The organism is Streptomyces sp. NPDC098781 (assembly GCF_044759995.1).
Lineage (GTDB): Bacteria > Actinomycetota > Actinomycetes > Streptomycetales > Streptomycetaceae > Streptomyces.
Window position 1 is genome coordinate 1,116,266 of the sequence record NZ_JBIWAK010000003.1, and the last position, 24,219, is coordinate 1,140,484.

At 71.1% G+C, this 24,219-nt stretch carries 20 protein-coding genes, 1 tRNA gene and 2 pseudogenes; 10 read left to right on the forward strand and 13 right to left on the reverse strand.

The window, feature by feature from the left end:
• Positions 1-159: 159 nt before the first annotated feature.
• Together ACIQWG_RS16765 and ACIQWG_RS16770 are read right to left on the reverse strand one after the other, a co-directional pair.
• Positions 160-294 (reverse strand): annotated as a pseudogene (locus tag ACIQWG_RS16765) (Appr-1-p processing protein); the annotation flags it as partial.
• A gap of 95 nt (positions 295-389) precedes the next feature.
• Positions 390-1,856, reverse strand: coding sequence for an amino acid permease (locus tag ACIQWG_RS16770; protein ID WP_404095749.1), 1,467 nt, complete (start codon positions 1,854-1,856; stop codon positions 390-392).
• 220 nt (positions 1,857-2,076) lie between these two features.
• On the opposite strand from ACIQWG_RS16770, the gene ACIQWG_RS16775 reads away from it, so the two are divergent.
• Entirely contained in the window at positions 2,077-2,799 is a 723-nt protein-coding gene (locus ACIQWG_RS16775) for a MerR family transcriptional regulator (protein WP_404095750.1), read from the forward strand.
• A 141-nt stretch (positions 2,800-2,940) separates the two neighbouring features.
• Here the strand turns inward: ACIQWG_RS16775 and ACIQWG_RS16780 are convergent, their stop codons facing one another.
• From ACIQWG_RS16780 to ACIQWG_RS16800, 5 genes are all read right to left on the reverse strand, one after another.
• Positions 2,941-5,118, reverse strand: coding sequence for a 3-hydroxyacyl-CoA dehydrogenase NAD-binding domain-containing protein (locus ACIQWG_RS16780; RefSeq protein ID WP_404095752.1), 2,178 nt, complete (start codon positions 5,116-5,118; stop codon positions 2,941-2,943).
• Between the two features lie 35 nt (positions 5,119-5,153).
• A complete protein-coding gene (locus tag ACIQWG_RS16785; RefSeq protein ID WP_404095754.1) occupies positions 5,154-6,368 on the reverse strand; it encodes an acetyl-CoA C-acetyltransferase in 1,215 nt (404 codons plus the stop codon).
• Positions 6,369-6,430: 62 nt separating this feature from the next.
• Positions 6,431-7,573, reverse strand: a complete 1,143-nt coding sequence (locus ACIQWG_RS16790; protein ID WP_404095756.1) for an acyl-CoA dehydrogenase family protein — start codon at positions 7,571-7,573, stop codon at positions 6,431-6,433.
• A gap of 10 nt (positions 7,574-7,583) precedes the next feature.
• Complete coding sequence (locus tag ACIQWG_RS16795) at positions 7,584-8,723, reverse strand: CaiB/BaiF CoA transferase family protein (RefSeq protein ID WP_404095759.1); 1,140 nt, start codon at positions 8,721-8,723, stop codon at positions 7,584-7,586.
• Between the two features lie 129 nt (positions 8,724-8,852).
• A complete protein-coding gene (locus ACIQWG_RS16800; protein WP_404095761.1) occupies positions 8,853-9,233 on the reverse strand; it encodes an MmcQ/YjbR family DNA-binding protein in 381 nt (126 codons plus the stop codon).
• Positions 9,234-9,324: 91 nt separating this feature from the next.
• Here ACIQWG_RS16800 and ACIQWG_RS16805 point away from each other — a divergent pair, with 91 nt between their 5' ends.
• Positions 9,325-10,503, forward strand: a complete 1,179-nt coding sequence (locus ACIQWG_RS16805; protein WP_404095763.1) for a saccharopine dehydrogenase family protein — start codon at positions 9,325-9,327, stop codon at positions 10,501-10,503.
• Between the two features lie 17 nt (positions 10,504-10,520).
• On the opposite strand, the gene mmpA is transcribed toward ACIQWG_RS16805, so the two are convergent.
• Together mmpA and ACIQWG_RS16815 are read right to left on the reverse strand one after the other, a co-directional pair.
• Positions 10,521-10,667 carry a morphogenic membrane protein MmpA gene (gene mmpA, locus ACIQWG_RS16810; RefSeq protein WP_404095766.1) on the reverse strand — a complete coding sequence of 49 codons (147 nt, stop codon included), beginning with the start codon at positions 10,665-10,667 and terminating at the stop codon, positions 10,521-10,523.
• A 549-nt stretch (positions 10,668-11,216) separates the two neighbouring features.
• A pseudogene (locus ACIQWG_RS16815) lies at positions 11,217-11,900 on the reverse strand (endonuclease V); the annotation flags it as partial.
• Positions 11,901-11,960: 60 nt separating this feature from the next.
• Here ACIQWG_RS16815 and ACIQWG_RS16820 point away from each other — a divergent pair.
• On the forward strand, positions 11,961-12,257 hold the full coding sequence (locus ACIQWG_RS16820; protein ID WP_404095768.1) for a YciI family protein: 297 nt from the start codon (positions 11,961-11,963) through the stop codon (positions 12,255-12,257).
• Positions 12,258-12,269: 12 nt separating this feature from the next.
• Here the strand turns inward: ACIQWG_RS16820 and ACIQWG_RS16825 are convergent, their stop codons facing one another.
• Together ACIQWG_RS16825 and ACIQWG_RS16830 are read right to left on the reverse strand one after the other, a co-directional pair.
• Entirely contained in the window at positions 12,270-12,593 is a 324-nt protein-coding gene (locus tag ACIQWG_RS16825; RefSeq protein WP_404095770.1) for a plasmid stabilization protein, read from the reverse strand.
• 47 nt (positions 12,594-12,640) lie between these two features.
• Complete coding sequence (locus ACIQWG_RS16830) at positions 12,641-13,726, reverse strand: WD40/YVTN/BNR-like repeat-containing protein (RefSeq protein ID WP_404095900.1); 1,086 nt, start codon at positions 13,724-13,726, stop codon at positions 12,641-12,643.
• Between the two features lie 239 nt (positions 13,727-13,965).
• Here ACIQWG_RS16830 and ACIQWG_RS16835 point away from each other — a divergent pair, with 239 nt between their 5' ends.
• Positions 13,966-14,382, forward strand: coding sequence for an SsgA family sporulation/cell division regulator (locus tag ACIQWG_RS16835; RefSeq protein ID WP_404095772.1), 417 nt, complete (start codon positions 13,966-13,968; stop codon positions 14,380-14,382).
• A 24-nt stretch (positions 14,383-14,406) separates the two neighbouring features.
• Here the strand turns inward: ACIQWG_RS16835 and ACIQWG_RS16840 are convergent, their stop codons facing one another.
• Entirely contained in the window at positions 14,407-15,243 is an 837-nt protein-coding gene (locus ACIQWG_RS16840; protein WP_404095775.1) for an isocitrate lyase/phosphoenolpyruvate mutase family protein, read from the reverse strand.
• Between the two features lie 343 nt (positions 15,244-15,586).
• Here ACIQWG_RS16840 and ACIQWG_RS16845 point away from each other — a divergent pair, with 343 nt between their 5' ends.
• The 5 genes from ACIQWG_RS16845 to ACIQWG_RS16865 all read left to right on the forward strand — a co-directional run bounded on the left by ACIQWG_RS16845 (position 15,587) and on the right by ACIQWG_RS16865 (position 22,544).
• The gene (locus ACIQWG_RS16845) at positions 15,587-17,212 is read left to right on the forward strand and encodes an ABC-F family ATP-binding cassette domain-containing protein (protein ID WP_404095777.1); all 1,626 of its coding nucleotides are present in this window, start codon (positions 15,587-15,589) and stop codon (positions 17,210-17,212) included.
• 10 nt (positions 17,213-17,222) lie between these two features.
• Positions 17,223-19,502, forward strand: a complete 2,280-nt coding sequence (locus tag ACIQWG_RS16850) for an ATP-binding cassette domain-containing protein (RefSeq protein WP_404095779.1) — start codon at positions 17,223-17,225, stop codon at positions 19,500-19,502.
• Positions 19,503-19,603: 101 nt separating this feature from the next.
• Entirely contained in the window at positions 19,604-20,380 is a 777-nt protein-coding gene (gene ddaH / locus ACIQWG_RS16855; RefSeq protein ID WP_404095781.1) for a dimethylargininase, read from the forward strand.
• A gap of 229 nt (positions 20,381-20,609) precedes the next feature.
• A complete protein-coding gene (locus ACIQWG_RS16860) occupies positions 20,610-21,584 on the forward strand; it encodes an acyl-ACP desaturase (RefSeq protein WP_404095783.1) in 975 nt (324 codons plus the stop codon).
• 120 nt (positions 21,585-21,704) lie between these two features.
• Positions 21,705-22,544 (forward strand): hypothetical protein, encoded by an 840-nt coding sequence (locus ACIQWG_RS16865; RefSeq protein ID WP_404095784.1) that lies wholly within the window; start codon positions 21,705-21,707, stop codon positions 22,542-22,544.
• A 26-nt stretch (positions 22,545-22,570) separates the two neighbouring features.
• On the opposite strand, the gene ACIQWG_RS16870 is transcribed toward ACIQWG_RS16865, so the two are convergent.
• Positions 22,571-22,646 (reverse strand) — tRNA-Trp (locus tag ACIQWG_RS16870).
• Between the two features lie 172 nt (positions 22,647-22,818).
• On the opposite strand from ACIQWG_RS16870, the gene ACIQWG_RS16875 reads away from it, so the two are divergent.
• Positions 22,819-24,219: a hypothetical protein gene (locus ACIQWG_RS16875; RefSeq protein WP_404095786.1), complete on the forward strand. Its 1,401-nt coding sequence runs from the start codon at positions 22,819-22,821 to the stop codon at positions 24,217-24,219.

Sequence of the window (24,219 nt, forward strand, 5' to 3'; positions counted from 1 at the left end):
TGAGTGCTGCTGGGTGCGCGGCGGGCCCGCTGGAAGGTGCCGGGTTCTGCCGTCGGGCGGGTGCGGGTGCGTCGGGGCTCGTCGCGCAGTTCCCCGCGCCCCTTGGGGCGCGGCCGCTGTCGCGCCCGACCCGTCGACGCGGGTGGGGCGATGGCAGGCTCAAACGCGGGCGTCCCCGTGGTCATAGACCGTGACGGCGATCCCCCGCTTCACCAGCCGCTCGACTATCAGCGGCTCGATCTGCGACCACTTGCCGCCCGCCAGCCCGCACCCGATCCGCGGCATGTGCACCGACGGAACGGTGGCGTCACCCCGGACATAAGTGATCTCCGACATGACGCCACCGTAGAGGCCGGCACTGACAGCGGCCCCGGACTGCCCGTCCCGGGCTACTTCGTGAGCTCGGTCAGCTCCTGGTCCTCCGTCTTCGCGACTCGGCGGCGGATCGCGTACCAGCCGGCGACCAGCATCACGGCGATGGCGGGGATCAGCAGCAGCGTCTTGCGGCCGACCTCGGGGTCGTTCCACATCATGCCGAGGCAGGCCAGCAGGAAGACGACCGTGGTGATCTCCGTGACCGGGCTGCCCGGGAGGCGGAAGGAGGGGCGGGTCACCAGGCCCGCCTTGGCGCGGCGGACGAAGACCAGGTGGCAGACCATGATGATCACCCAGGTGGAGATGATGCCGAGGGACGCCACGTTCAGCACGATCTCGAAGGCCTGGCTGGGCACCAGGTAGTTCAGGCCGACGCCGAGCACGCACACCGCGCAGGTGAGCAGGATGCCGCCGTAGGGGACCTGGCTGCGGTTCATCCGGGCCGTGAACTTCGGGGCCGAGCCCGCCATCGCCATGGAGCGGAGGATGCGGCCCGTGGAGTACAGACCGGAGTTCAGGGACGACATCGCCGCCGTCAGGACGACCAGGTTCATCACGTCGCCCGCCGCCGGAACGCCGATCTTCGACAGGACCGTGACGAACGGGCTCTGGTCGGCCGAGTAGACCGAGCCGGGGAGGAGAAGGGCCAGGAGGACGACCGAGCCGACGTAGAACAGGCCGACGCGCCACATGATGGAGTTCACCGCGCGCGGGACGACCTTCTCCGGCTCCGCGGTCTCGCCCGCGGCGACACCGACGAGCTCCAGCGCGGCGTACGCGAAGATCACGCCCTGCATGACCAGGACGACGGGCATCAGGCCGTGCGGGAAGACGCCACCGTTGTCCGAGATCACGCTCAGGCCGGGTGTCGTACCGCCCACCTCGTGCTGGGTGGCCAGCAGGAAGATGCCCACGAACATGAAGGCCACCAGCGTGGCGACCTTGATGATCGCGAACCAGAACTCCATCTCGCCGAAGATCTTCACCGAGATCAGGTTCACCGCCAGCACCACGGCCAGCGCGATCAGGGCGAGCGTCCACTGGGGGATGCTCGTGAACATGCTCCAGTAGTGCGTGTAGAGCGCGATCGCGGTGATGTCGGCGATACCGGTCGTCGACCAGTTCAGGAAGTACATCCAGCCGGCGATGTACGCGCCCTTCTCGCCGAGGAACTCGCGCGCGTACGACACGAACGAGCCGGACGAGGGGCGGTACAGGACGAGCTCGCCGAGGGCTCTGACCACGAAGAAGGCGAAGACGCCGCAGACCAGGTAGGCGATCGCGAGCGCGGGGCCCGCGTTGTGGAGGCGACCGCCGGCGCCCAGGAAGAGGCCGGTGCCGATGGCACCGCCGATGGCGATCATGTTGACGTGGCGGGCCTTGAGGTCCTTGCTGTAACCGGCGTCGCCCGCGTCCGCGGGCACCTGGGCCGCGTCGGTGCGGGATGCGGCCACTGCCGTGTTCACGGCGTCCTTGCTCACGGGTGGTACCACTCTCTGGTGCGCCCGAGCGGGTCGCGCTCGGGTGTCCGGACGAACGTATGGCCTGCGCCCACGTAAAGGGCACAGACCAAGGGGCCACCTTCCCCCACGCAACCCGGCTCACGCGGTGGCATACGTCACAGAGCGTTACTTCTCACACGGGTGTCGCGGCTGTCGCGGGAGGTGTCACAGCAGTGGTGAGACAGCGATACTGCTGCACATGACGACCGGCACCGAGGAACCCACCCTCACGATCGACGAGCTGGCCGCGCGGGCGGGGATGACGGTCCGCACGGTGCGGTTCTACGGCACCAAGGGGCTGCTGCCCCCTCCGGTGATCGGTCCGCGCAGGGTCGGCCACTACGGTCGTGAGCACCTGGCCCGGCTCGCGCTCATCGAGGAGCTTCAGCAGCAGGGCATGACGCTGGCGGCCATCGAACGGTATCTACAGCAGCTGCCGCCCGATCTGGACGCCCACGACCTCGCCATTCACCGGGCCGTCGTGGCCTCCTGGGCGCCGGAGGCCGTCGAGACGGTGCCGCGGGGCGAGTTGGAGCGACGGGCGGGGCGGGCGCTCGGCGACGACGACGTGGAGCGGCTGGTCGCGATGGGTGTCGTGGAGGCCACCGAGGACGGGTACCGCGTCGATCGCGGGCTGCTGCGGCTCGGGGTCGGGCTGCTGGACGTGCCGCTGTCGCACGAGGCGATCCTCGCGGCTCGCAATGTCCTGGTCGAGCACTCGCGCGCCGCCGCGCACGAACTGTCGCGGCTCTTCCGGGGCGAGGTGTCCGAACGTGCCGCGCAGGACGTGAAGTCGCTCTCCGCCTACATGCAACCCCTGGTGGTGCAGGCGCTGCTGACGACCTTTCAGCGATCCCTGCGTGAGGATCTGCGGGAGTGGCTGGGCGGCATGCCGGGGTCGGAGGACGGCGGCTCCGCCTGACATGTGGACCGGGTTCCGGTCCGCCCGGTCCACTGTCGGCCGTCAACGGGCTTCGTCCGCAGGCGCCGGACGGGCTGAGGGCTCCCGCCCGTCCGGCGTTCGAGGGGACAGGTCCCAGGGGGGCGCGGAGCCCCCTGGACGTCACGCGTCGGCGAACCTCTCCCCCTTCTCCGCCTTCTCCACCAGCAACGCCGGCGGCGCGAACCGCTCCCCGTACGTCTGCGCCAGCTCACGCGCGCGTGCCACGAAGCCGGCCACGCCACCCTCGTAGCCGTTGATGTACTGGAGCACACCGCCCGTCCAGCCGGGGAAGCCGATGCCGAGGATCGAGCCGATGTTGGCGTCGGCGACCGACGTCAGGACGCCCTCCTCCAGGAGCCGGACCGTGTCCAGGGCCTCGGAGAACAGCATGCGTTCCTGCATGTCACGGAAGGGAATCTCGGCGCCCTCACGCGTGAAGTGCTCGCGCAGCCCCGGCCACAGGGCCGTGCGCTTGCCCTGCTCGTCGTAGTCGTAGAAGCCCGCGCCGCCACTGCGTCCGGGGCGGTCGAACTCGTCGACCATGCGGTCGATGACGGCCTCGGCGGGGTGCCCCGCCCAGGTGCCGCCCGACTCCTCCACGGCCCGCTTCGACTCGTTGCGGATCTTGCGCGGCAGCGTCAGGGTCAGTTCGTCCATCAGGGACAGGACCTTGGCCGGGTAGCCCGCCTGCGCCGCCGCCTGCTCCACCGACGCGGGCTCGATGCCCTCGCCGACCATCGCCACGCCCTCGTTGATGAAGTGGCCGATGACCCGGGAGGTGAAGAAGCCGCGCGAGTCGTTCACGACGATCGGCGTCTTGTTGATCTGCCGGACCAGGTCGAAGGCGCGGGCCAGCGCCTCGTCGCCGGTCCGCTCGCCCTTGATGATCTCGACCAGCGGCATCTTGTCCACGGGCGAGAAGAAGTGCAGTCCGATGAAGTCGGCCTGGCGCTCCACGCCTTCGGAGAGGAGGGTGATCGGCAGCGTCGAGGTGTTGGAGCACAGCAGCGCGTCCGGCTCGACGATGTCCTGGATCTCCTGGAAGACCTTGTGCTTGAGCTCCGGGTTCTCGAAGACGGCCTCGATCACCGCGTCACAGCCGGCCACGTCCTGCGGGTCGGCCGCCGGGGTGATGCGGGCGAGCAGCGCGTCGGCCTTCTCCTGGGTGGTACGGCCCCGGGAGACCGCCTTGGCGCACAGCTTCTCCGAGTAGGCCTTGCCCTTGGCGGCGGCTTCGAGCGACACGTCCTTGAGGACGACGTCGATGCCGGCGCGGGCGCACGAGTAGGCGATGCCCGCGCCCATCATCCCGGCGCCGAGCACGGCGACCTTGCGGACCCTGCGCGCTTCGAAGCCCTTGGGTCGGTTGGCGCCGGAGTTGACCGCCTGGAGGTCGAAGAAGAACGCCTGGATCATGTTCTTGGAGGTCTGGCCCGCCGCCAGCTCCACGAAGTAGCGCGCCTCGATGACCTGCGCGGTCTCGAAGTCGACCTGGGAGCCCTCGACGGCCGCCGCGAGGATGTTGCGCGGGGCCGGGTAGGGGGCGCCGTTGGTCTGCTTGCGCAGGCTGGCCGGGAAGGCGGGCAGGTTCGCCGCGAACTTCGGGTTGGCGGGCGTGCCGCCGGGGATCCGGTAGCCCGGCCGGTCCCAGGGCTGCTGGGACTCCGGGTGGGCCTCGATGAAGGCGCGGGCCTTGGCGAGCAGTTCCTCCTGGGTGGTGGCCACGTCGTCGACCAGGCCGTTCTCCAGGGCGCGCCGCGGGTTGTACTGGGTGCCCTGGAGCAGCACCTTCAGCAGGGCGTCGGCGATGCCGAGGAGGCGCACGGTGCGCACGACACCGCCGCCGCCCGGCAGCAGCCCGAGGGTGACCTCGGGGCAGCCGATCTTGGAGCCGGGCGCGTCGAGGGCGATGCGGTGGTGGCAGGCGAGCGCGATCTCGTAACCGCCGCCCAGGGCCGCGCCGTTCATCGCGGCGACGACCGGCTTGCCCAGGGTCTCGATGCGGCGCAGCTGGCGCTTGATCGCCATGCCGCCCTCGAACAGCTCCTGTGCGGTCTCCGGCGTGACGCGGATCAGGTCGCGCAGATCGCCGCCCGCGAAGAAGGTCTTCTTGGCGGAGGTGATGATGACACCGCGGATGGTGTCCTTCTCCGCCTCCAGCCGGTCGGTGATCACGGCGAGGGAGTCGCGGAACGCCTGGTTCATGGTGTTCGCGGACTGGTCGGGGTCGTCCAGGACGAGCGTGACGACGCCTTCGCGGTCCTGTTCCCAGCGGATGGTGGTGGACTCAGTGCTCATGGGGAGGTGCTCCGTGTGATCCGTCGGGAGGGGGGTCAGATGCGCTCGACGATGGTGGCGATGCCCATGCCGCCGCCGACGCACAGCGTGGCGAGGCCGTACCGCTTGTCCTGGCGCTCCAGTTCGTCGACGAGCGAGCCGAGGATCATCGCGCCGGTCGCGCCGAGGGGGTGGCCGAGGGCGATGGCACCGCCGTTGACGTTGACCTTGTCCAGGGACAGGCCCATGTCCCGCACGAAGCGCAGCACGACCGCCGCGAACGCCTCGTTGATCTCGACGAGGTCGATGTCGTCGATGGTCAGTCCGGCCTTGGCGAGCGCCTTGCGGGTGGCGGGCGCGGGGCCGGTGAGCATGATGGTGGGCTCGGAGCCGGAGACGGCGGCCGAGACGATGCGGGCGCGGGGCGTCAGGCCGTTGCGCTCGCCGACCTCCTTGGTGCCGATGGCGACCAGGGAGGCGCCGTCGACGATGCCCGAGGAGTTGCCCGCGTGGTGGACGTGGTCGATCTTCTCCACCCTGTGGTACTTCTGCAACGCGACCGCGTCGAAGCCGCCCAGGTCACCGATGTCCGCGAAGGACGGCTTCAGCTTGGCGAGGGAGTCGGCGGTGGTACCGGGGCGCATGTGCTCGTCGTGGTCGAGGACGACGAGGCCGCTGCGGTCCTTGACCGGGACGACGGAGCGGTCGAAGCGCCCCTCCTTCCAGGCCGTGGCCGCCCGCTCCTGGGACAGCGCGGCGTACTCGTCGACGTCGCGGCGCGAGAAGCCCTCGATCGTGGCGATCAGGTCGGCGCCGATGCCCTGCGGTACGAAGTTCACGGCGAGGTTGGTCATCGGGTCGTTGAACCAGGCGCCGCCGTCCGAGGCCATCGGCACCCGGGACATGGACTCCACGCCGCCCGCGAGGACCAGGTCCTCGAATCCCGAGCGGACCTTGGCGGCGGCCATGTTGACGGCCTCCAGACCGGACGCACAGAAGCGGTTCTCCTGTACGCCGGCCACGGTGTCCGGCAGCCCGGCGGCGATCGCCGCGATCCGCGCGATGTCGGAGCCCTGGTCGCCGACCGGGCCGACGACGCCGAGCACGATGTCGTCGATGGCCGCCGGGTCGAGGCCGGGGAAGCGGTCGCGGAGCTCGTGGATGAGGCCGACGACCAGGTCGATGGGCTTGGTGCCGTGCAGGGCGCCGTTCGCCTTGCCGCGGCCGCGCGGGGTGCGGATCGCGTCGTACACGTACGCTTCGGTGCTCACAGGGGGGCCTTTCGGGGGTGAGGGTCTGCCGGGCGAGGGGGTCCCGGCCGGGCAGGAGGTCGCTAGCCGAGCAGGGAACGGCCGATGATCTCCTTCATGATCTCGGTCGTGCCGCCGTAGATGGTCTGGATACGGCCGTCGGTGAAGGCACGGGCGACGGGGTATTCGCTCATGTAGCCGTACCCGCCGTGCAGTTGCAGACAGCGGTCCGCGACCCGCTTCTGCAACTCGGTCGCCCACCACTTCGCCATCGACGCGTGGACGGCGTCGAGCTGCCCGTCCGCGTGGTCCTCGATGCAGCGGTCGAGGAATGTGCGGGTGACGGCGCACTCGGTGGCCATCTCGGCCACCTCGAAGCGGATGTGCTGCTTGGTCGCGAGCGGCCGGCCGAAGGCCTCGCGCTCCTTGACGTACTCGGTGGTGATCTCCAGCAGGTGCTCGGCCGCCGCGATGGCGGAGACGGCGATGCTCAGGCGCTCCTGCGCGAGGTTCGTCATCAGGTGCACGAAGGCGCCGTCGAGGTCGCCGAGGAGGTTCTCCTTGGGCACGCGGACGTCTCGGAAGAACAGTTCGGCCGTGTCCTGCGCCTTCTGGCCGATCTTGTCGAGGTTGCGGCCGCGTTCGAAGCCGTCCGTCCCGCGCTCCACGACGAGCAGCGACAGTCCGCGCGCGCCGCCCTCGGGGGTGGTCTTGGCGACGACGATGACCAGGTCGGCGAGGATGCCGTTGGAGATGAACGTCTTGGAGCCGTTGAGCACCCAGTGGTCGCCGCGGTCCTCGGCGTGGGTGCGGATGCCCTGGAGGTCGGAGCCGGCGCCGGGCTCGGTCATCGCGATGGCGGTGATCAGCGAGCCGTCACAGAAGCCGGGCAGCCAGCGGCGCTTCTGCTCGTCGGTGGCGAGGCCGGTCAGATACGGGCCGATGATGTCGTTGTGCAGGCCGAGCGCGAGGCCCGGGGCGCCCGCGCGCGTGAACTCCTCGGCGAGGACGGCGCTGTAACGGAAGTCCGGGGTGCCGCCGCCTCCGTACTCCTCGGGCACCGCCATGCCGAGCAGACCCTGCTTGCCGGCCGCGCGCCAGGCTTCGCGGGAGACGATGCCGTCCTTCTCCCACTGCTCGTAGTGCGGCAGCACCTCCCGGTCGAGGAAGCTGCGCACGGTCGCGCGGAACGCGTCGTGCTCGGGGGCGAAGATCTGCCGCTTCATGCGTGGCCCTTCATGCGTTCTGGTCCTTCAGGAGGTCGGGTACGTCCCAGTCGCGCGCCACGTCCGCGGTGTCCGCGCCGGGCTGGGCCGGGCCGGTGCGTACGGTCGTGGGGGTCGCCGAGAAGCGGGGCGCCGGGGCGGGCTGGGTGATGCCGCCGTGGTCGGTGAAGGTGCCGCGGGCGGCGAGGTGCGGGTGGTGCGGAGCCTCGCGCAGGGACAGCACCGGGGCCACGCAGGCGTCGGAGCCCTCGAAGACGGCCGTCCACTCGTCCCGGGTACGGGCCTTGAAGCGGGCCGCGACCGCCTCGCGCAGCTCGCCCCAGCGGGAGAGGTCCTTGCGGGCGGCGGCGAACTCCTCGATGCCGAGCAGCCGCAGGAACTCGTCGTAGAACTGCGGCTCCAGGGCGCCGACCGCCATGTGCCTGCCGTCGGCGGTCTCGTAGGTACCGTAGTAGGGGCAGCCGCCGTCCAGGAGGTTGGCGCCGCGCCGGTCCTGCCAGCCGCCGGCCGCGAGCATGCCGTGGATCATCGCGGCGAGATGGGACGTGCCGTCGACGATGGCGGCGTCGACGACCTGGCCGGTGCCGGTCGCGCGGGCGTGCTGGAGAGCGGCCAGGACGCCCACGACGAGGTAGAGGGAGCCGCCCGCGTAGTCGCCGACCAGGTTGGCGGGGACGGCCGGCGGCTCGTCGGGGTGACCGATCATGCCGAGGGTGCCGGTGAGCGCGATGTACGCGATGTCGTGCCCGGCGCGGTGGGCGAGCGGGCCGTCCTGGCCCCAGCCGGTCATCCGGCCGTAGACCAGCTCGGGGTTGCGGGCGTGGCAGGCCTCGGGGCCGACGCCGAGGCGCTCGGCGACTCCGGGGCGGTAGCCCTCGATGAGGATGTCGGCGCGGGCGGCGAGTTCGAGCACGCGCGCGGGGCCCTCGGGGGACTTCAGGTCGACGATCACCGAGCGCTTGTTGCGGTTGGTGATGTCGTACTCGGTGTCGATGGCCAGCCCGGTGCCGCCGGGCCGGTCGACGCGGACGACGTCGGCGCCGAGGTCGGCGAGGAGCATGGCGGCGAACGGGCCTGGCCCGATGCCGGCCAGCTCCACCACGCGCACGCCGGTGAGCGGGCCGTGCCCGGGCGTCGTTGCCGTTGTCATCGAGCCCCCATTGGCGTGACACAACTGATGTAACACCAGCGATGCTAAGAATGTGTTCCGGCGGGCACAAGAGCAAGCGCTTAGGAAGTTACCCGCCAGGAGGGTGACCGCGAACCGGCACGGCCACAATCAGCGCGCGTCCAGCTCCGCTATCAGCCGCTTCGGCGCGATCGTGCGGTAGCTCTCCTCCACCCAGTCGCACAGCAGCTCCGCCGATGGGGCGCCCTTCTGCTCCAGCGGGATGCTGACCCAGCCCGCCTTGCCCAGTCCGTATCCGGCGGGTTCGGCGCCGGGGCAGGTCAGTGCGTGGGCGTGGGCCTCCTCGTCCTTGAGCTTCACCGTGACGCCCATCGGATAGCTGCCGTCAACGACGCCGAGGAAGACGAACACCTTCTTGTTGACCTTCGCGACCGTCTCACCCCAGGGGAACTCCTCGACCGCGCCGGGCATCCCGAGGGCGAACTCGCGTACTTTTTCCCACTTCTTCAGGGCAGTCCTGGGTACGGCCACCGCATACCTCCGGGCTCGTCGTCGGGCTCCGCACACCTCACGCTAGCCTCGGCCACCGACAACGGCGCGTGGTACGGGACCGAGGAGTGTCATGAGCAGGCTGGGCAGGACGGATCGTCCGTACGACATCGTGCTCTTCGGAGCGACGGGCTTCGTCGGGGTACTCACCGCCGAGTATCTCGCCGAGCACGCGCCCGAGGGGCTGCGCTGGGCGATCGCCGGCCGCAGCGAGCGGAAGCTGGAGCGGCTGCGCGAGTCGCTGCCCGGTGGTGACAAGGTCGGGGTGCTGGAGGCGGACGTCGCCGATCCGGCGTCGATGCGCCGGCTCGCGGAGCAGGCGCGCGTGGTGGCCACGACGGTGGGCCCCTATGTGAGCTACGGCGAGGATCTCGTCGCGGCCTGCGCGGACACCGGCGCCGACTATCTGGACCTCTCCGGTGAGCCGGAGTTCGTGGACCTGACGTACGTCCGGCACGACGCACGCGCGCGTGAGACGGGCGCACGGCTGGTGCACGCCTGCGGCTTCGACTCGATCCCGCACGACCTGGGGGCGTACTTCACCGTCCAGCAGCTGCCGGAGGGCGTGCCGCTGACGATGGACGGGTTCGTGACGGCCGACGCCACCTTCTCGGGCGGTACGTTCGCGTCGGCGCTCAACCAGTTCGCGCGCGGGCGTCAGATGCTCGCCGCGGGACGGGACCGCGCGCGCCACGAGCCACGGCTGGTGGGGCGGCGGGCGACGGCGCCGATGGGCTCGCCCCGGTTCGCGGCGGAGGTCGGCGCGTGGGCGCTGCCGCTGCCGACGATCGACCCGCAGATCGTGCGGCGGTCCGCGCGGGCCCTCGATCGCTACGGCCCCGACTTCCGCTACCGCCACTACGCCGCCGTGCGGACCCTTCCCATGGCGGTCGGCGGCGTCACGGCGATGGGCGCGCTGTTCTCCGCGGCCCAACTGCCGCCCGCCCGGCGCTGGTTGTCCGACCGGCTCAAGCCCGGCGAGGGCCCCGGCCCCGAGAAGCGCGCGCGGAGCTGGTTCTCCGTCCGCTTCGTCGGCGAGGGCGGCGGCCGGCGGGTGTTCACCGAGGTGGCCGGCGGCGACCCCGGGTACGGCGAGACGGCGAAGATGTTCGCCGAGTCGGCCCTCTCCCTGGCCTTCGACGACCTGCCGGACACGGCCGGCCAGGTCACCACGGCGGTCGCGATGGGCGACGCCCTGATCGACCGCCTCCGGGCCGCCGGCATCACCTTCCGGGTGGCCGCCGTCCGCTGAACCGGTCCCGCGGCGACCTACAGCGGCCACCCCGCGATGGTGTAGATCATCCCGACGATCCAGCCGAGCCCGGCGAGGGTGGCCACGACCAGCGCGGCGTTCACGGCGCGCTCGACGGGACGGTCGGGGTCGGCGAGGGGCTTCGGGGAGCGGTGCGTCGTCATGCGGCCCAGCCTGCCGATCACGGGGAAGCGGCCGCATCCGTACGGGTACTCAGTCGACGTACTCAGCCCGACCGTTCACCGCGCGTCGCCGGTTCCGGCCGGCGGCCACTCGCCCAGCGCGTCCGCGATGCGGTGCCGTGCGGTGGGGTTGTGCCCGGTGGCGACACGGACGGCGAGGGGCCCGATGTGCCAGCCCGTGTGGTGGTCGAAGAACGGCGCGGGACCGGCCGCGTTGTGGGCGAGTTTGGCGACGAGTTCGGCGAGGCGGACCAGCGCCGCTCGCTCCTCGGTGAGCGCGTCGAGGTCTGTGGGCGCGATCGCGCGGATGTGGTCGAACACCTCACGCCCGCGGCTCCATCGGTCACGGTCGGCCGCCAGTTGCAGCGCGGCTTCGATCTCCGGCGAGCGCTCCGCACCCTCTGCCGCAGCCGTTGCCGCGAGCACGCGGCCCGCCCAGGCCACCGGGTCACGCTGACGCTCGTACAGCGAACGCCCCCATGTCCGCGTGGGGTCGGCCGCCGCTCGGGCGGCGAGTTCGGGCCTCGGCCCGGTGGCCTCCGCCAACGCCCGCCGGCACAAGGAATCCGCCCGCCGTGTCGTCTCCGGCAAGCGGTACCGGGGTGTCAGCGCGAGCGTGTGGGCGCAGGCGTTGTCCAGGCTCACCCGGTGGCCGACCGAGACGAACACCGGCTTCACCGTGTGCTGGGTGCGCAGGGCGCGGCCCACCTCTTCGTCGGCCGCCATGAGGGGTGCGGTCGAGCCGCGGGGCGGGGCGGGGGCGTCGTAGGTGAAGGTGAACGGGTTCTTGGCGACGCCGATCGTGGGGAGGCCGGTGAGGACGCCGAGGTGGCTGGCGAGGCCGAAACGGCGGGGGTGGGCGCGGCCGTAGCCGTCGCAGACGACCAGGCCGGGTGGGCAGGGCAGGGCGTCGAGGGCGGCCAGGACGGTGGGGATCTCGCGGAAGGCCAGCAGCCCGGGGACGTACGGGAAGGAGATCCGGCCGACCGCCGTCGCCTCGGCGACGACGGCGAGGGTCGCCGCGTCCAGCACGACCGCCGCGGCGGCTACGACGTCGTGTTCGTCGTCGTAGGCCACGTCCACGCCGGTCACGTGCCCGGAGCCGGGCGGGGGCCCGGATTCGTCGAGCACCACGCGCTCGCGCAGCTCGTCCTGGACCGCGCGGGCCTCGTCCTCGGTCGCGGGCCAGCCCGCGGGGATGCGTACGGTCGTCATGGTGGGGACGAGCGTAAGCGGCCGGTCGTTCCTCGACGGCCCAGGGGTAGGCTCGTGATCATGTTCGTGATGGAGCTGACCTACACCGCACCGATCGAGGGCGTCGACGCCGTGCTGGAGGCGCATGTGGCGTGGCTCGACGAGCAGTACGACAAGGGTGTCTTTCTCGCGTCAGGACGCAAGAACCCCCGCGACGGCGGGGTGATCCTCGCCGTCGCGGGGGACCGGGGACACATCGAGGAGATCGCCGCGAGCGATCCGTTCGTCCATGCCGGGGTCTGCGTCTACCGCATCACGGAGTTCGTCGCGACCAAGACGGCGCCGACGCTGGAGCGGTACCGCGAGACCCTCGGCTGAGGGTGCCGTCGGTCACTTGCCCAGAGCCTGCTTGAGCTGGCTCTTGTTCATGTCCGAACGCCCCTGGATGTTGCGCTTCTTGGCCTCCTCGTACAGCTGGTCCCGGGTGGGGCCCTGGGAGCCCTGGCCCGACCGCTGCCCGCCCCGCCTGCCCGAGGACATGTCCTGGGTGGACGTGCGGCTGGCGGTCTTCGACTCGCCGGACCGGGCACGCTCCTTGTTGACCGTCCGGGACGCGATCTCCTCGGCGCGCGAGGTGCTCTCGCCCCGGTCCTGGGCGCTCTTCTTGATGTGCTCGTACTGACGTTCCCGCTTCGGGCTCGAACCGGCCGGCATATGCGTCACTCCTCTCGCCGTCCGCGCCCGAGTACCCCCATTCCGGCTCAGCTCTCCAGCCGCGCGACCCGGCCCTTCTCCCCCGCGGCCCAGCAGCCCAGGTCGGGCGTGCAGTCCACGGTGTCGTACGAACCGGTGTCGACGGTCCGCCAGGTGCGGCCGCCATCGGTCGTCAGGTCGGTGCCGGTGGGGCCGACCGCCAGGGCGGCGGTGCGGCTGTGCGGCAGCCAGGCGACGCCGGAGCGGTACGCGGGCGGCGGTGCGGCGGCCGGCGTCCAGCCCCGTCCGGCATCGGCCGTGCGTGCCGCCGCTCGCGGGGAGGCCTGGTCGGGGCGGTAGTCGCCGCCCACCGCCAGGCCGTGCGTACGGTCGCGGAAGGCGAGGGCGAAGACTCCGCGGGCCGGGTCGCCGGCCGGGATGGGGGTGTCGGCGGCCGTCCAGGTCAGGCCCCGGTCGGCGGAGTGCAGGACACGCGCGTGTGCGGCCCCGCCGGTGGCGAGCCAGACGTCCCTCGGCCCGGAGGCGACCAGGCACTGCCCGCTCGCCGCGAACCCGGCCTCGCCCTCCTGCGCCGCGGGCATCCCCGCGCTCGGCAGCACCTTCCAGGAACGCCCGCCGTCGCTGGTCGACAGGATGCGGAACCGGCCGTCGACCGGGTCGCTCATCGCCAGGCCGTGGCGGCGGTCGAAGAAGGTGAGGCAGTCGTAGAAGGCACGCGCGTCGGTGTTGCGGAACGACTCGGTCCAGGTCATGCCGCCGTCCTGCGTGCGGTACACACGGGACGCCTCGCCCTCACCGATGGCCAGCACCACGGCCCGCCGCGCGTCGAACGCCTCGACGTCCCGGAACTCCAGCCCGGCGGCGCCGGGCGGCGAGACGTTCCGCCAGCTGTCGCCGCCGTCGGTGGTGCGCAGCACGGTGCCCTTGGATCCGGCGAGCCACGCGGTGTGCCGGCTGACCGCCGCCAGCCCCCGGAAACGCGCCTCGGGCGTGCCGCTGTCCTTGATCTCCCAGTGCGGCGCCGCTCTCGCCGGCTCGTCCGCCCGCGCGGGTACGGCGGTCAGCGCGGCCAGCGCCGCCCCGCACACCACCCCCGCGGCCACTGTCCGAAACGTACGCCCCGCCCGTCGCATGCTCCCCGAACGCCTCATGGCGGGCGAAGCTAGTCCACCGTCACGATGCCGTCCAGATGCCCGTCGACCACAAGTGACCATCCGGTCACGGGCGGACGAACAGCCCACTCCCGTGCATGAAGGCGGTGACAGAGGTCACTCGACATCCGTGTGCACGGATTGGCCGAATCCGTCGTCTCTATCAGTGCCCGGTCTCGTCCACCCGGATGTTCGTCCAGCCGTCACAAGGGAGCAAGGCGTTGTCCACCGTCATCGAGCAGCCCGTCGAGGCCCGTCTCGTCGCCGCCGCGCCGCGGATGCCGAGCATTCCGGCGACCCTGCACTACGACCGGAGCGACCCGTTCGCCGTCCGGATGAGCTTCCCGGCGCCTGCCACCCTGGAAGGTGTCGAGGTCTGCTGGACCTTCAGCCGCGAGCTGCTCCTCGCCGGCCTGGAAGGGCCCGAGGGCCACGGCGACGTCCGGGTGCGGCCGTACGGGTACGACCGTACGGTCGTGGAGTTCCACGCCCCCGAGGGCACCGCCGTCGTGCACATCCGCAGCGGCGAGGTCCGCCGCTTCCTCCAGTCCACCAGCGAGTTGGTGCCGCTCGGCCTGGAGCACCTCCAGCTGGACATGGACCGCGACCTCGCCGATCTGATGCGGGACGCCTGCTGAACCGACCCTCCGGGCGGGTGTCGGCTAACGCGCCGATCCCAGCAGGGAGTTGAGCTCGCCGTAGTCCAGCGCGTCGGCCAGTGTCCCGCAGGTCCCCGTGCCGAGCAGCTCCCGCGCGGCGCGCCGGACCAGACCGAGGGCGGCCTGGGCGATGCCCGCGCCGACACTGACGCGTGCCACACCGAGCGCCGCCAGTTCGGCGACGGTCGGCGCGCCGGGTGTGACCATCACGTTCAGCGGGGCGTCGATCTTCTCGACGAGCAGCTTCACGGTCCCCGGGTCGACGGCCCCGGGGACGAAGATCCCGTCGGCACCCGCGGCGAGGAAGGCGGCGGCCCGTTCCACGGCGGCGTCCGCTCCCCCGGCGCCCCGCAGAAACGTGTCGATGCGGGCGTTCACGAACACCGGCACGCCCGCGGCGTCGGCTGCCTCGCGGGCGGCCGTGATCCGCGCGGCCTGCTCGGCCACCGGGCGCAGCGCCGGCCCACCGGGCTCGTACAGGGCGTCCTCGATGTTCACGCCGACCGCGCCCGCTTCCAGGACGGCCCGGACGGTCTCGGCCACGCCCGCCGGATCCCGCGCGTAGCCGCTCTCGATGTCCGCGGTGACGGGCACACGCACGACGGCGGCGATGCGCGCGACGGCCCGCAGGGCCTGATCGCGGTCCAGCCGGTCGCCGTCGACGGCGCCGAGGGACCAGGACAGCCCCGCGCTGGTGGTGGCCACCGCGGCGGCGCCGGCGTCCTCGACGATGCGGGCGCTGGCGGCGTCCCAGGCGTTCGGCAGCACGAGCGGGGCGCCCGGGACGTGGAGGGCGTGGAAGGCGAGAGCACGGTCACGCAGGGCGATGTCCTTCGTCATGCGGTCCAGCCAACCAGCGGCGCCCGGGGCGGGCTGGCAGGAATCCGACATCGACGTCAGGCGCACCCTCGGCCCCGCCGAATTGGCGTTGACACTCCTCCCGACCGCTCGTACGGTGTACAGCGGTCCTGTTGCCGTCGATTGGAGAAGGACGTTGCTCGTCTGAGGTTCTGAGACACCGCGCCACACCTGAGGTGTGTGCGCCGCGTGCGACCTCGGCGTTCGAGCCGTCCTCACGGAACAGGGCTTTTCTCATGCCCAGGGCTTCTCTCGGCCCGTTGGTCGCCGGTGTCTCGATACGCGTTTGCCCCTGATCGTTTCGAGCAACCGCGGAGGCGCCCACATGCCTACTTCCATCAGCTGTACCTCCCTTTCCTTCACCTGGCCCGACGGCAGCGCCGTCTTCGAGGGTCTCGACGTCGCGTTCGGTCCCGGCAGGACCGGGCTCGTCGGCGTCAACGGGTCAGGAAAATCAACCCTGTTGAAGCTCATCGCGGGTGAGCTCACCCCGGCCGACGGCGTCGTACGTGTCGCGGGCGAGGTCGGCTACCTCCCGCAGAGCGTCACACTCGACACCACGCTGAAGGTGGACGAAGCCCTCGGCATCGCCGCCAAGCGGGCCGCGCTGCACGCCATCGAGGCGGGTGATGTGGCCGAGCAGCACTTCGAGACCGTCGGCGACGACTGGGACGTGGAGGAGCGAGCCCTCGCCACCCTCGGCGAACTCGGTCTGGGTCACGTCGCGTTGGACCGCACGATCGGCGAGGTGTCGGGCGGCGAGTCCGTACTGCTGCGCCTCGCCGCGCTGCTGCTGCGCCGGCCGGACGTCCTGCTGCTGGACGAGCCCACCAACAACCTCGACCTGTACGCACGCCGGCGGCTGTACTCGGCCGTCGAGTCCTGGCCGGGGGTGATGGTCGTGGTCAGCCACGACCGTGAACTCCTCGATCTCGTCGACCAGATCGCCGATCTGCGTTCCGGGGAGATCGCCTGGTACGGCGGCAACTACTCGGCGTACGAGGAGGCACTCGCCACCGAACAGGAGGCGGCCGAGCGCATGGTGCGGGTCGCCGAGGCGGACCTGAAGAAACAGAAGCGCGAACTGGTCGACGCCCAGGTCAAGTTGGCCCGCCGCAAGCGGTACGGCCAGAAGATGTGGGACCAGAAGCGCGAGCCGAAGATCGTCATGGGTGCGCGCAAGCGGGCCGCGCAGGAGTCCGCGGGCAAGCACCGGATCATGCACGAGGAGAAGCTCGCCGAGGCGAAGGACCGGCTCGACGAGGCGGTGGAGGCCGTACGGGACGACGACGAGATCCGCGTCGACCTGCCGTACACGGCCGTACCACCGGGCCGTGGCGTGCTCACCTTGCGCGACCTGGAGCTGGTGTACGGCGCGCGGGTGAGCGGTGGGTTCGATCTGCACGGTCCGGAACGGATCGCGCTGATCGGGCGCAACGGCGCGGGCAAGACCACGCTGCTGCGGACCGTCGCCGGGGAGCTGGCGCCGGTGTCGGGCGAGGCGACGGCCCATGTGCCGCTGCGTTTCCTGCCGCAGCGGCTGGACGTCCTCGACGGCGAGTTGTCGGTCGCCGAGAACGTGGCCCGGTTCGCGCCGGGCGCCACCAACAACCGGATCCGGGCGCGGCTGGCCCGCTTCCTGTTCCGGGGCGCCCGCGCCGACCAGAAGGCGGCGACCCTGTCCGGCGGCGAACGCTTCCGGGCCGCACTGGCCGCGCTGATGCTGGCGGAGCCCGCGCCGCAGCTGCTGATGCTGGACGAGCCGACGAACAACCTGGACATGGCGAGCGTACGGCAGCTCACCACGGCCCTGGAGTCGTACGAGGGGGCGCTGATCGTGGCCAGCCACGACCTGCCGTTCCTGGAGTCGATCGGCATCACTCGCTGGCTGATGATGGAGGACGGAGAACTGAAGGAAATCACGCCAGAAGCTGTCGGGTATCCCGTCTAACTTCGACCGCATGGTCGATCTCGAGCCCGCATTCGCCCCCGGCTTCATCACCATCACCGGAGCCGGGGAGAACAACCTCAAGGACGTCACCCTCCGCATCCCGAAAGGCCGGCTGACCGTGTTCACCGGCGTTTCGGGATCGGGGAAGTCGTCGATCGTCTTCGACACGATCGCGGTGGAGTCGCAGCGCCAGCTGAACGAGACCTTCACCTGGTTCGTGCGCAACCGGCTGCCCAAGTACGAGCGGCCGCACGCGGAGGAGTTGCGGGACCTCTCCCCCGCGATCGTCGTCGACCAGCGGCCGATCGGGGGCCACTCCCGGTCCACGGTCGGCACGATGACCGACATCTACTCCGTGCTGCGGGTGCTGTTCTCCCGGCACGGCACACCGAGCGCCGGGCCGGCGACCGCGTACTCCTTCAACGACCCCTCCGGCATGTGCCCCGAGTGCGACGGCCTCGGGCGGACGGTACGGCCGGACTGGGACCGCATCCTCGACCCGGGGCGCACGCTCGCCGACGGGGCGGTCCGCTTCCCGCCGTTCGCCGCGGGCACCTGGCAAGGGCAGGCGTACACCAACAGCGCCGATCTCGACCCGGACAAGCCCGTGGGCGAGTTCACCGCCGCCGAGCGGGAGTTCCTGATGCGCGGCCGTCCCGGGAGCAAGGTCACCGTCAACGGCACCGGCGGCACCTGGACGACCGACTACGAGGGTCTCGCCACCCGCTTCGAGCGGCTGTACCTGAAGCGGGACCTGTCGGCGATGAGCGAGAAGACCCGTGATCTGGTGCGGCAGTTCCTGGTCGAGGGTGCCTGCCCGGCCTGTGAAGGGGCCCGCCTCAACGCGGCGGCGCTCGCGACCCGGATCAACGGCCGGACCATCGCCGACTGCACTCGCATGCAGGTCACCGACCTGATCGCCGTACTGAAGGACATCGACCACCCGGTCGCCGGCCCCATCGCCCGAGCCGCCGTCACCGCCCTCGAACGCGTCGACGCCATCGGCCTCGGCTACCTCAGCCTCGACCGCGAGACCTCCACGCTCTCCGGCGGCGAGGGACAGCGCCTGAAGACCGTTCGCCACCTGGGCTCCAGCCTCACCGGCATGACGTACATCTTCGACGAGCCCAGCGTCGGGCTGCACCCGCGTGACGTCGGGCGGCTCGGCGATCTGCTGCTGCGGCTGCGCGACAAGGGCAACACCGTGCTGGTGGTCGAGCACGACCCGGACGTCATCGCGCTCGCCGACCACGTCGTCGACATGGGGCCGGGGGCCGGTGCGGGCGGCGGGCGGGTCGTGTTCGAGGGGACGCCGGGGGCGCTGGCCGGGTCCGACACGGTGACCGGGCGGTGTCTGCTGCGACGCGCGGCGCTGAAGGACGCCGTACGTCCGGCGGGCGGCGGCCTGTGGGTGAAGGGCGCCGACCTGCACAACCTGCGGGACCTCACCGTCGAGTTCCCGACCGGGGTGCTCACCGTGGTGACCGGGGTCGCCGGGTCCGGGAAGAGCACGCTGGTCGCGGAGTTCACCGCCGCTCACGCGGAGGCCGTGGTCGTGGACCAGTCGTCGATCGGGATCTCCGCGCGGTCGACGCCGGCGACGTATCTGGGAATCATGGACACGGTACGGAAGATCTTCGCGCGCGAGACGGGCGCCGAGCCGGGGTTCTTCAGCTTCAATTCGACCGGCGCGTGCGGAACCTGTGAGGGCCGCGGGATCATCTGCACCGACCTCGCCTTCATGGACCCGGTGACGACGACCTGCGACGACTGCGAGGGGCGGCGCTTCAAGGAGGAGGTGCTGCGGCTGAGGGTCGACGGCAACTCCGTCGCGGACGTACTGGAGATGACCGCCGATCAGGCGCTGGGCTTCTTCCAGGACCCGGCCGTACGGCGTCGGCTGCGGGCGCTGCGGGACGTGGGGCTGCCCTACCTCACGCTCGGCCGGCCGCTGTCCACGCTCTCCGGCGGTGAACGGCAGCGCATCAAACTGGCGACCCGGCTGCACCGCACGGGCGCGGTGTACGTCCTGGACGAGCCGACGACCGGCCTGCACATGTCGGACGTCGACGGGCTGCTCGGTCTGCTGGACCGGCTGGTCGACGCCGGCAACACGGTGGTGGTCGTCGAGCACAACCTGGACGTGGTGGCGCACGCCGACTGGATCATCGACCTCGGACCGGACGGCGGCCGGGACGGCGGGCGGGTGATCTTCGAGGGAACCCCACGAGAGCTCCTCAATGCCCGCGACTCCTTCACCGCGGCGCATCTCAGGAGGGCCACAGCCTGACGCGGAGGGTTTTCTACGGGCGGGTAGGCCCTGCATGATGGCGGATCGGTGCCCTCTGCATCATGGGCGCCGGAACCTGCCATCGATCCGGAGATCCCGTCGTGCCCAGCAAGAAGGCCCTCGTCCGCCGCCCGAGCCCGCGCCTCGCCGAAGGCCTGGTCACGCACATCGAGCGGGAGAAGGTCGACGTCGGTCTCGCGGTCGAGCAGTGGGAGGCGTACGTCGAGGCCCTGCGTACCCACGGCTGGGAGACGATCGAGGTGGACCCGGTCGACGACTGCCCCGACTCGGTGTTCGTCGAGGACACGGTCGTCATGTATAAGAACGTCGCCCTGATCACCCGGCCCGGTGCCGAGTCCCGGCGCGACGAGACCCTCGGTGTCGAGGAGGCCGTGGCCTCGCTCGGCTGCTCGGTGAACTGGATCTGGGAGCCGGGCACGCTCGACGGCGGCGATGTGCTGAAGGTCGGTGACACGATCTACGTCGGCCGGGGCGGCCGCACCAACGGAGCCGGCGTCCAGCAGCTGCGGGCCGCCTTCGAGCCGCTGGGCGCGCGGGTGGTCGCCGTCCCCGTGAGCAAGGTGCTGCACCTGAAGTCGGCGATCACGGCACTGCCCGACGGAACGATTCTGGGCCGTATCCCCCAGCTGGACGCCCCCTCGCTGTTCCCGCGCTTCCTGCCGGTGCCGGAGGAGTCCGGGGCGCATGTCGTGCTCCTCGGCGGTGACAAGCTGCTCATGGCCGCGAGCGCGCCGAAGACGGCGGAGCTGCTCGCCGACCTCGGCCGTGAGCCCGTGCTGGTCGACATCGGCGAGTTCGAGAAGCTCGAAGGATGTGTGACATGTCTCTCGGTCCGGATGCGGCATCTGTACGCCTGACCGACTGACGCGATACCCCTTTCAGCCTCAGGACCTGCGAGTCCTGGGGCTTTTCCGTGTACTCGTGAACTGTCGTGCGCCCTCGTCGGAACGGCTGCTGATCAGCGCTCTTTACGACGCCCTTAACCTACGGCTTCGTAACCTACGGATTCGTAGCCTACGATCCCGTAGGTTCCGGCAACCGCTCGCCGGGCACCCTGTCTGTGTTGCGCGTCCCCCTGGAGTTCCCGTGACGATTACTTCCCCTCACCTCGGCAGCCCGGCCGTCTGGACCGACGCCCGGTTGTTGTACGCGCTGGAGGAAGTGGTCGAGAACGAACTCAACCGGCATCTGAAGGTCGCGAAGGACTGGATGCCGCACGAGTACGTGCCCTGGACGGACGGCCGTAACTTCCCCGGTCTCTTCGAGGACGGCGAGGCCTGGGACAAGGAGCAGTCCAAGGTCACCGAGATCGGCCGGATCGCGCTGGTGGTGAACCTGCTGACCGAGGACAACCTCCCCAGCTACCACCACGAGATCGCCTCGCTCTTCGGCCGTGACGGCGCCTGGGGCACCTGGGTGCACCGCTGGACCGCCGAGGAGGGCCGGCACGGCATCGTGATGCGCGACTATCTGCTCACCTCGCGCGCGGTGGACCCGGACAAGCTGGAGCAGTTCCGCATGTCCCACATGAGCGAGGGCTTCGAGTCGGACAACCGCCACTCGATGCTGCACTCGGTCGCCTATGTCGCCTTCCAGGAGCTCGCGACCCGTATCTCGCACCGCAACACCGGCCACCAGTCGGGCGACCCGATCTGCGACCGCATGCTGGCGCGCATCGCGACCGACGAGAACCTGCACATGGTGTTCTACCGGAACCTGCTGAAGGCGGCCTTCGAGCTGGCGCCCGACCTGACAATGCAGGCGGTCCGGGACGTGGTCGTGGACTTCCGCATGCCCGGTCACGGCATCCCCGGCTTCGAGCGCGCCGCCGCGCAGATGGCCATCGGCGAGGTCTACAACCTGCGCATCCACCACGACGACGTCCTCCAGCCCGTCCTGCGCTTCCTGAAGATCGACGAGATCGACGGCCTCGGCCCCGAGGGCCAGAAGGCCCAGGAGGAGCTGGGCCTCTACATGGGCGGCCTGGACGCGGAAGCCCTGAAGTTCGACGAGAAGCTCGCGGCCCGCAAGGCGCGGATGGCGGCTCGGGCCGGCGGCTGATCGCAAGTCCCTCACACTCCTCGACGGCCGGCCCGCTTGTCCGCGGGCCGGCCGCTCGCATTCCGGCTACCGCTCGAATTCCCATGCCAACCCACCCTGACCTGCGGCATCATGCACGCCATGCGGGACAACAACAGGGCCGAGCAGGCCATCGGCTTCCTGCTCGGGCTGGTCGACGAGGAGACCGCCGAGCGGGTTCGGGCGCGGACTGGGCTGCCTGGGCCTGAGGGTCCGGAGCTGGTCGAGTTGCGGCTGAAGCGTGCGTGGACGTGGGCGCGTCAGCTGCCGGCCTCCGTGGCGCTGTGGATCCTGGAGAACGACGACCCGGACCTCAACGCCGTGGTGTGGCACTACATCGCGACCGACGCCGGTCTGCGCCGGGCGGTCGCGCGGGGCGTGCCCTTCGGGCCGGGCCGTGCCGAGCCCCTGATCGTGGACCCCGGCATCCGGGACCAGGAGCCGGAGATACCGGACAGCTACGTCCGGCACGGCCTGGTCGGCGCTCTGCGCGAGGTCACGTCGATGGGCCAGGGCCGTGCCGCCGCGTCGATGGTGCTCACCTCCGACGACTGGTGGACGGTCGCGGAGGCGGACCTCGACCGCCCGCTGCCCGGCTACGCGCGCTGGGCGCTCTGCGTGCGCCCGGACTGCCCGCCCTGGCTGCGCGCGGAGTTCGGCGCGCACCCCAAGTTCGCGCACCGCGTGCGGGAGGCGGGCATCCTCGACGGCCCGGCCGACTATGCGACGGCCCACGGCCCCGCTGTCGGTGTCCTGGAGGTGCTGGCGATGGGCCACGTCCTGTTCCCCGCCCGGGTCCAGGAGGCGGCGGACGCTCTCCGTCCGCTCGTGCGCGAGCACTTGGGCGACCGTGAGGAGGCGTGGGCGGTGCTGGCCCAGCTGATGGAGACGTTCCACGGCAGGACGCCGGAACTGGTGATGACGGCCGGCGCGATCGCCTGACACCGCCTGAACTCCGGCTCGAAGGGGGCGGGGCGGCTGGATTCGAACCAGCGTGCTCTGGTTTTGGAGACCGGTGCGCCTGCCTCTGCGCTACGACCCCGCCCTTGTCGGCAGAGGGTAGTGCACACCGGAACGCCGTCGCTCCACCTGACTTCGGCGGTAATGCCTTGGCCCGTTGTCAGTGGTCGCTGGTACCAATGAGGCACGGGGAAAACACCGGGTGGCGCGGCCGGAACAGGCGCGCCCCCGGAATGTCGGTACGGGGGGGCTGAGCATGGCGTACGGGGGGCAGGGGCGGCGTGCCCCGGTGGTCGACCTCGCCGACCGCAGGGCACTTGAGCGGTACCGGCCGGCCGATCCGGGCGTGGTCGAGGAGGCGCGTCGGCTCAAGGAGGCGGCGCTGCTGGACTTCGGCCTGACGGAGTCGGCGGTGGCGTCCTGGCTGTACGCGAAGTGCCACCACCAGATCCCGACCACGGCCGTGGACACCGCCGCGGTGGTGGCCTCCGGGGACGGTACCTGCCTCCTGCTCTACAACCCCGGCTTCTTCGCCCGACTCGGCCTGGACGGCGTGAAGTTCGTGCTGTTCCACGAGGCACGGCACCTGGTGCACCGGCATCTGTTCACCGACCCCGACCTGCGCGAGGACCCGGTCTTCGAGCTGGCCTGCGAGGTCTCCATCAACCACGTGGCGCTGATCCGGCTCGGCAGGCAGGAGCTGCCCCTGCTGGACGGCAGTCCCACGGGCGTCGACCCGCGGGAGGTGTACGCCGCCTACCGCGCGGACCTGACGGCACATGGCCTGGAGCCGGTGCCGTACGAGACGTTCACCGAGACGGACATGCGGGTGTACGGCGAGCTCAAGCGCATGCACCGCCCCCCGGTCCCGGCCCGCGGGCTGTGCCTGCACCTGCTGGAGGGCGCGGTGCCCGCCGACCAGGACACCGTCGACGCGGTGACTTCCTCGGCCCTGCTCAATGCCCTGCTGGCGGCCCGGCGCGGGCACACCGGCGCCGAGCGGGAGGTGCTGGACCTGATGGCCCGCACGGAGGAAGGCAACCCGAGGGCCGCCAAGCTGTGGGGGAAGCTGGGCGCGGGCGTCCTGCGCGGCGAGACCTCGCGCACGCGCACTGTCGACTGGTGGCAGCGCTGGCTGGTCGACGTCCTCGGTTCGAAGCTGCGCGACGGCGAGCGGCTGGTGTACCCGAAGAAGCGCGGCGCGCTGCTGGCGGCGCTGGGCCAGGACCCGATGCTGGCGCGGCGCGGACCGGTGCGGGACAAGGTGCTCGTCATCGCGTACGACACCTCGGGCTCGATGCCGAACCGGGTGATCACCTGGCTCACCGAACTCGTCGGCCGTATCGACGGGGTGGAGGCGCACTGGCTGTCCTTCGACGCCGTGGTGATGCCGTTCGTGCCGGGCGAGCGGGTGTTCGGCGGAGGCGGCACCAGCTTCCAGGTGGTCGCGGACCACGTGGAGGGACGCACGGAGGTGAAGGGACGGCGACTGGAGGTCACGCCGGATGCCGTCGTCGTCCTCACCGACGGGTACGCGCCGCCCATCACGCCGGCCGAGCCGGAGAAATGGATCTGGCTGATCACCGAGGGCGGCAGTGAGTGGCCCGAGACGCACAAGCCCGCGATGGACTGCCATCGCGTCACGACAGGATCGTGA